The following is a 5,817-nucleotide window of genomic DNA, read 5'->3' as shown; positions in this document are numbered from 1 at the left end:
TTCCAGCTGGTGACCGAGGACGAGGAGGAAGAGGAGAGGCCGGCGCCTCGGCGGGGGTCTCCTTGTCCGGAGCGGAAGCCTCCTGGGAAGCCGTTTCCGGCGCCGGGCTCTCCTCTTCCTCCTCGTCCTCGGTCACCAGCTGGAAGCTGCGCGCCGCACGGGCGGCCACGCTGTTCTCCTCCGGTTCCGGGGCGGGGGTCTCGGGTTCCGGCGCGCTGTCGTCCTCGGCGGCCGCCTGGGCCCGCAGTTCATCCACCGCCCGGGCGATGGCTTCCGGCCCCAGGTCCAGCTCCACCGGCGGGGTGGGCACCTCGTGCAGGTCGGGCAGGGCGTCGCTCTCCGGCGTGGGCGCGGCCTCGTCGGCTTCCCCCTCGCTCTTGGCATTGCCTTCCACCTGCATCAGTTCCCGGGCCATCCGGTTCAGGAACTCGATGAGCTTGTCCCGCCGCTGTTCCAGCACCCGCACTTCGTCCCGCAGGCTGTTCAGCCGCAGCTGGTGGGCGTTCTGAACCTCGTTGGCTTCCGCCGCCGCGGCATCCACCAGCTTGCGGGCCTGGGCCTGGGCCTGTTCCCGGGCCGCCCGGGTGGTGGCCTGGGCTTCCAGGTTGGCCTGGTCGGTGATCTTCTCGGCCCGGGCGCGGGCGTCCTGCACGATCTTGTCCGCCTCGTCCTCGGCCTGTTCCAGCAGCTTGCGGCGGGCGGCGGTCTGGGCGGCCTTCTCGTCGTCCAGTTCCCGGCCCTTGATGCGCAGTTCCGCCCGGGCCTGGGCGGCGTGCTCCTTCAGCTCCTCGTTTTCCTTCTTCAGGTCGGTGTTTTTCAGCTGCAGCACGGCGCACTGGTCGCTCAGGGAATGGTTTTTCTCCTTCAGGCTTTCCAGGCGGCTGTCCAGCTCCGCCCGCTGGCGGGAGTAGGTCTCGCTGTTGCCGGCCAAGGCGGCGCTCTGTTCCGCCAGACGCCGGTTCTGGGCGGTCAGGTTCTGGCAATGCTGTTCCAGGGCGTTGTTCTGCTGCACCAGCGCCTTGGCGTGGCTTTCGGCCCGGTTCAGCCGCTGTTCGTATTCGATGCACAGGGCCTGCATGGCCTGGCGCACGTCGGCGGTCTCGTATCCGCCAAAGCGTGCCTTGCGGATGCCGCTTTGTTCAATGAATTTGCTGACGTCGATTTTTGGCACGGTAACGCACCCCGTTCCTTCCTCAATGTACTTCCGTCCGGGGTGCGCCCCCCAGCGCACGGGTCCCGGCATTTTTCTGTTTACATATGGTATTATTATACCAAGGCCCCGGACCGAACGCAACAAAAAACTTCCCCGCCGTGCCGGGCGCCCGGCATGGTTGGGGAAGGGCTGATCAGGGTATGGACAGGGCAGCGGCAGCGGTCATTCGGCCGCCTTTTTGACCAGGGCGCCGGTTTGCAGGACCAGGCGCCGGGCACTGCCCTGGGGTGGTTGGGTTCCGGCCGGGTCGTTGACTGCGGCCAGGGTTACGGTGACGGTGTACCGTCCGGGGGTATAGCAGGGTTCGGCCGGCCACAGGGTCCACTGTCCGCCGGACATGGGGGCTCCGGCGGGGACGGTGTACTCGGCCACGGGGGACCCGGCCGCCGATACGGTGTAACACACAGTGCACCATGCGTTGTTTTTACCGTCGGGCATGTTGCCGGCCCCGCCCCCAGGCGGGTTGATCATGTATCCGAAATTCACCTCCTGTTCCGTCGTCAGGGTCTGGTCGGCGGGGGCATAGGTACAGCGCAGCGGTATGTCCGCCGCCGCAGCGGGAAACGTTGCCCGGCACACCGGCTGTGTGTCGGGGTTTTCCCGGGTGCAGACGCCGCCGGTGCCGGCACTCACCCCACACCCTCCGAAAGTGTGGGCGTAGTCGGCCCGGATGCCCTCCACACGCACCACCAGCTTCCGGCCGAAGGTGGTGCGCCCGGAACCGTCCAGACGGGGTTTGTCGCTCACGGCGTTGGTTCTATAGTCAAAACCGGTCACGGTCAGGGTGCCGGTCGCTGCATCGGTGGTCAGCTGCAGGCCGGGCAGGTCCAGTTTGACCTGTCCCCATCCGCTGTGGGTCTTGTCCACCCCGTATACCTGGATATCGGGGTCTTCGCCCAGGGTATAGGCAGCGTCAAGGGTGTAGATCAGCTCCCCTTGGGGGCCGGGGGCGGTATCCGCCGCGGCCCAGGCCTGCAGGGTCAGGGTATAGGTGCCGTCCGCCTGGCAGTCTAGCTGCTGGCGCAGGCACAGGGATGGTTCTTCGGCGGCGGCCGCCCCGGCGGGCAGGGCCGCGCTGATGGTCAGCAGCGCCCACAGCGCCGCGGTACGCAGGAATCGTTTCATCGGCTATCCTTCTCCGCGGTGCCCGCCGGGTCCGGCTTCACGGCGCCGCGATCATGTTCTGGTTCCGGTCACAGACACCGGGCCGAGCCCGGCTCTGGCAAATCCCGGCGGTGCCGGGCTCCAGGCTGCGGCATCCAGCGCCTTGGCGGGCATGCGTACCGCCGTGTCCGGTTGCTCATCCACCCGCAAGGTGGCCCCGAACCAATAGACGGTGGACGACACAGCGGTTTCGGTGGTGCCGGTCATGGTCAGGATCTCTTCGGGTATCTGTGCGGGTTCAGCCGCCGCACACACCAGGGCGGTGCGTGCCACTGCGCCCACGGCGGCACGCAGCCAGGCCAGTCCGGCGCCCGCCAGGCAGCAGGCCGCCAGCAGCACAGAACTCAAACCCATGGCAAGATGCAGATGTCGTTTCATCTTGTACACCCCTCCCGTTTTTTCGGAACCGCGTCCCGCAGGGCGCGGTAAAACAAATACTGTCGGGCGGGCCCGTCCCGGTCTCACAACGGCGTGAAAGCGCAACTGCGCCGGGTCCGTGGCAGAGCAGCGTCGGATGGCAAGGCGCGTTCCTGTTCGTCAGGCTCCGTCCCCCGTATCGGGTCGGGGGCATTCCGGGCACCGCCGCACCGGGTTCTGTCTGCTGCACGGGCATATGTAACCGTCTGTTCCGGGCCGGCGTATAGCCGCCGGGCCCCGGCCGCACCGCTGGGGGTGCAGCCCTGCGGGTTTCGCCCCGCATGATGAGTATAGCCCGCCGCCCCCGCAAAAGTTGCAAAAGCGTGTCGGGGCCCAAAAACTTTTTTGAACTTGTGCCTTCATTTCCCGCTGCAAAAAAATTTGAATTTTTTTCAACTTTTCGCTTGACAAAACCGGTTTCCCGCGCTATACTTAATAACGCTGATTCAAATATTGCCCCATAGCTCAGTTGGTTAGAGCACCTGACTGTTAATCAGGGTGTCGTCCGTTCAAGTCGGACTGGGGCAGCCAACAAGCGATAGAGGTTTTCCTCTGTCGCTTTTTTCTTTGTCCGGATTCTGCAATATCATAAACGGAGAGGCGGCCCGCCGGGATATTTCCCGGCGGGCCGCCTCTTGTGCATATTGTTTTTTCTCAGAACAGGAACCAGAGCACCATATGGGACAGGGGTGCCGCCACCGCCATACCCGCCACGGCGCACAGGGTGATCTGGGCATACCGGAGCCGGGCCGCCCTGGCCGGCAGCGCGGGGTCGGGTTCCTTCGGGGCGTCGGCGCCCAGCACCCACAGCAGGGCAAAGAGGACCATCACCAGCGGGAAGAGCATGGACACCCGGATGGACACCACCGCCTGGGCCAGATAGCTGCACAGCGCCAGCAGTACGGGAGCCACGCCGGGCCGCGCCCAGGCGCGGAATCCCCGGCGCAGATGCACCGCCACAAAGCCAACCCAGGCCACCAGGCCCAGAAGGCCGGTGGTGAGCAGCTGTTCCAGGTACTCGTTGTGGGCGGCGTAGAAGGTGTTCATCCGGTCGGTGAGGGCATCCCCGGCCCAGGCCACCATGGCCCGGTGCATGCTGCCGGGGCCGTAGCCCAGCAGCAGCCGCCACCAGGGGGCGCTGCTCCAGGTGCCCCAGGCAGCCCGCCAGCCGGTGCCGCGGTAGGTGCCCCAGTCATCGTTGAAGACCAGGTAGTCGTCCAGCTTGCCCAGGGAGGGGAACCCCGGCCACAGGTTGGCCAGCAGGAACAGCAGGACCACCGCCGCCACACAGACGGCGGTCATGACCCGGCCCACGGTGCACAGGCTTCGTTCCGGCTTACCCAGCCGGGCTCGCCAGTACAGCAAAGCCCACACGGCGGCGCAGAAAATCATGCCCGGCACCGCCAGCTGCCAGTCCCCGAAATGGGACAGCAGCGACCGGCCTCCCTGGGTGTAGACGGTGGCCCGCATGTGGTGCATCCAGGCGGCCCAGGCAAAGAAGGACAGCCCGATGAGGGCCCCCCGGCGCACCATGCGGGTGTCGAAGTTTTTGTGGCAGACCAGCACCATGGCGGCCACCACCACCCCCAGGGTCAGGGCTTCGGCGTCCACCACCGCCAGGGCCAGCCCACCGAAAACCATGGGAATGCCGTAGGCGATGTTCCGGGCCCGGCCTTTGGCGGTGAGCCAGGCATAAAAGACGATGGGCAGCACGATGGCAAAGAACCCGGCGTTGAAGTCCTTCTGGCCCAGGGTGGAGAAGAACTGGGCCCGCTCCACCACCGCCGTGTCCCGGTAGGCGCCGATGAGGTCGATGTTGAAGATGTTGAGCACATACAAAACCGTGACGATGGAGGAGGTGACCCCCACCCCGAAAAACAGGAAATCCACATCCGCCGCCCGGCCAAAAGCCCGGATACACAGGTAAGCCAGGGCGGTGATCACCACCAGCGAGAACCCGCCGTAATAGCCCCCCAGCCCCCACAGAGAGGACACCGGGGACAGGGACGCCACCGTGGATACCAGCCCGGTGAGGACAAAGGCCCCCAGCCAGAGCACCCCGGGGTCCTTTTTGGCAAAGCGCCCGGCGGGGACCTTGCCGCCAATGAGCAGGCAGGCCCCCAGCACGGCGGCGAACACCAGGATCAGGGTGAACCCGCCGGAAAACTTGGTCAGGCCCAGGTTGGAGAATTTATCAATATACAAAGGAAAGACGCACAGCACCGCCACCAGCATGGCCGTGGCGGCGGAAGCGAGCAGCCGGGCCAGGTCCTGCTGTTGGCGCTGCTGTGCGGAAAGGGTATGCTTGGGCATGAAAACGGAAAACCTCCCGAAACATCAAAAATACGGTGACCGCCGGACCGGGTCCGGGGTCACCTAGCTATTTTACCGTCCTGTGGCCTTTTTTGCAACCGTTGTACCATTTTGACACAAAGGTTTTACAAGTGCGAAGCAGCAAAGTCCCGCCGCCGCGCTGAGCACCGCCGCCCAGTGGCGGGCGCCCATGGGCAGCAGCTGGCTGCCCGCATAGCTGAGCAGGCTGCCGGCGCTCATGCCCAGGGCCAGGAACCCGTAGTTCACCCCGGCGTGGCGCAGCCCGAAGAGGTCGGTGTTCAGCGAGGGCTGCACCGCCGCCCCGCCGGAATAGAAGAAGGTGAGCATGGCATAGGCGGCGGCCACCCACCAGTTCTGGGCCAGGGCAAAGAGCACCGACCCGATGCCCAGCCCGGCATACACCCCGTACAGCACCGGTTTGCGCCCGGCCTTGTCGCTGAGGGCGGGGCAGCTCAGCCGTCCCGCCGCCGAGGCCGCCGCCCCGATGACCACGCACAGGGGGACCAGGTTTTCCGCCATGCCCCGGTCGGCGGCAATCTGCAAAAGGTCCGGGCTGAACAGCAGCACCGGGGGCGAGCCCAACGCCACCCCCGCCAGACATAGCTTGTACTGCACCGTGCGCACCTGGCCTTGGGGGGCAGGTCGGCGGCGGTGCCCGCCGACCTGCCCCCCAAGGCCATGGTGCGCAC

General features: G+C 66.2%; 5 protein-coding genes and 1 tRNA gene. 1 reads left to right on the top strand and 5 read right to left on the bottom strand.

Features of this window, described 5'->3' with window-relative positions; all coding sequences use genetic code 11:
• The 3 genes from H6B15_RS14905 to H6B15_RS14895 all read right to left on the bottom strand — a co-directional run.
• Positions 1–1,171 (bottom strand): hypothetical protein (locus H6B15_RS14905; protein WP_204648797.1); only part of this gene is annotated, 1,171 nt, incomplete at its 3' end.
• 204 nt (positions 1,172–1,375) lie between these two features.
• The gene (locus H6B15_RS14900) at positions 1,376–2,338 is read right to left on the bottom strand and encodes a hypothetical protein (RefSeq protein ID WP_204648796.1); all 963 of its coding nucleotides are present in this window, start codon (positions 2,336–2,338) and stop codon (positions 1,376–1,378) included.
• A gap of 51 nt (positions 2,339–2,389) precedes the next feature.
• The gene (locus tag H6B15_RS14895) at positions 2,390–2,755 is read right to left on the bottom strand and encodes a hypothetical protein (RefSeq protein ID WP_204648795.1); all 366 of its coding nucleotides are present in this window, start codon (positions 2,753–2,755) and stop codon (positions 2,390–2,392) included.
• Positions 2,756–3,248: 493 nt separating this feature from the next.
• Between H6B15_RS14895 and H6B15_RS14890 the strand changes: the two genes are divergently transcribed.
• A tRNA-Asn gene (locus tag H6B15_RS14890) sits at positions 3,249–3,325 on the top strand.
• 123 nt (positions 3,326–3,448) lie between these two features.
• Here H6B15_RS14890 and H6B15_RS14885 read toward each other — a convergent pair.
• Entirely contained in the window at positions 3,449–5,107 is a 1,659-nt protein-coding gene (locus tag H6B15_RS14885) for an O-antigen ligase family protein (RefSeq protein WP_204648794.1), read from the bottom strand.
• Positions 5,108–5,179: 72 nt separating this feature from the next.
• Positions 5,180–5,817, bottom strand: a 638-nt coding sequence (locus H6B15_RS14880) for an MFS transporter (protein ID WP_345942007.1), incomplete at its 5' end; no start/stop codon positions are given.

The sequence above is a fragment of the Gemmiger formicilis genome (assembly GCF_016900095.1).
In the GTDB taxonomy this organism is placed as follows: Bacteria; Bacillota; Clostridia; order Oscillospirales; family Ruminococcaceae; genus Gemmiger; species Gemmiger formicilis_A.
This window is presented reverse-complemented; position numbering and strand designations above follow the sequence as displayed.

What these genes read in the sequence shown, in the direction of transcription:
- H6B15_RS14900 (WP_204648796.1), bottom strand. Translation starts at nt 2,338, where the DNA reads ATGAAACGATTCCTGCGTACCGCGGCGCTGTGGGCGCTGCTGACCATC.
- H6B15_RS14895 (WP_204648795.1), bottom strand. Translation starts at nt 2,755, where the DNA reads ATGAAACGACATCTGCATCTTGCCATGGGTTTGAGTTCTGTGCTGCTG.
- H6B15_RS14885 (WP_204648794.1), bottom strand. Translation starts at nt 5,107, where the DNA reads ATGCCCAAGCATACCCTTTCCGCACAGCAGCGCCAACAGCAGGACCTG.